At 65.9% G+C, this 1,271-nt stretch carries 2 protein-coding genes; both read left to right on the top strand.

Annotated elements, in window-relative coordinates; genetic code table 11:
* Positions 1–64: 64 nt before the first annotated feature.
* On the top strand, positions 65–370 hold the full coding sequence (locus tag ABD644_RS22640) for a transposase (RefSeq protein ID WP_344691629.1): 306 nt from the start codon (positions 65–67) through the stop codon (positions 368–370).
* 2 nt (positions 371–372) lie between these two features.
* Entirely contained in the window at positions 373–1,245 is an 873-nt protein-coding gene (locus ABD644_RS22645; protein WP_344691631.1) for an IS3 family transposase, read from the top strand.
* The last annotated feature ends 26 nt before the right edge of the window (positions 1,246–1,271 follow it).

Genomic DNA, 1,271 nt, shown 5'->3' on the forward strand with positions numbered 1-1,271 from the left:
TGGACTTGCCCCGATCGGGCGGACATCGTTCACAGCGGCGTGATCGCCGCGGGAGGGTGTCGTCGTGGGTCGGATCTATCCCCAGGAGTTCCGCGACCAAGTCGTCGTCTTGCACCGGCGCGATGGTCGAACGTTCGCCGACATCGCCGAAGAGTTCAGCCTGTCGGCGACGACCGTGGCGAAGTGGGTGCGCGAGGCCGAGGACGCCGAACGGCCGAAGAGGAGCAAACGCGGTGAGGAGTCCGCTCCGGCAGAGGAGTCCGATCGGGATCGGATAACCCGACTGGAGCGAGAGCTGGCGAAGAGGACGGAAGAAGTCGAGATCCTGGGAAAAGCTTTGGCCTTCTTCGCTCGACGGTCGGAGCGGTAGATATCTACCGTTACGTCCAGGCGGAGAAGGCGAAGAATCCCAAGCGGTCCATCGGCCGGCTCTGCCGACTGCTGGGTGTATCGACCTCTGGCTTCTACGACTGGGCCAAGCGGCAACGCGAGCCGCTGCGCGGTCGAGCGGCGATTGACGCGGAACTGCTCGCCCAGATCCGGCTGATCCACGGCCGGTTCCCCTACTACGGCGCACCCCGGATCCATCGCACGCTGCGCGACAAGGGCATCGCAGTCGGTCGGCATCACGTGGCCCGGCTGATGCGCCTGCACGACCTCCGGGCCCGCCGCGGGCCGATCAAGTCCCGGCCGCGCTCGGCGCCACCAGCGCGACGGCCGGATGTCGGTGACCGCGTCAAGCGACAGTTCTCCGCCCTTGCCGCCGACCGGTTGTGGTTCACCGACCTGACCGCCATCCGCACCGGCGAGGGGTTCCTGCGGGCCGCGGTTGTGCTCGATGCGCACACCCGCGAGGTGATCAGCTGGGCGACCGACGGCCACGAAACACCTAAAACGCCCATCCGGGCACTCGTCGACGCCGTTCGCATGCGCCGACCCACCGCCGGCTGCATCATCCATTCCGACCGTGGCTATCAATTCACCGCGCATGATTGGCATGACGTCGCCGCCAAGCACGGCCTGCTGGTCTCCATAGGAGAACGCAAAAGCGCCCTGGACAACGCCGCCATGGAGTCCTGGTTCGCCTCGTTCAAGAATGAGGACATCTACCCCAACGGGCCAATCAAGACCAAAGCCGAGGCTCGCTCCCGACTGTTCGACTACATCTGGGACTACAACAACCATCGGCTCCACTCGGCCCTCGGCTATCGCAGCCCCATCAGCTATGCCAAGCTCGCCGCCTAGCCGTCCGCCGAACCCGGGCAAGCCCA

This window comes from Blastococcus jejuensis (genome assembly GCF_039534705.1).
Lineage (GTDB): Bacteria > Actinomycetota > Actinomycetes > Mycobacteriales > Geodermatophilaceae > Blastococcus_B > Blastococcus_B jejuensis.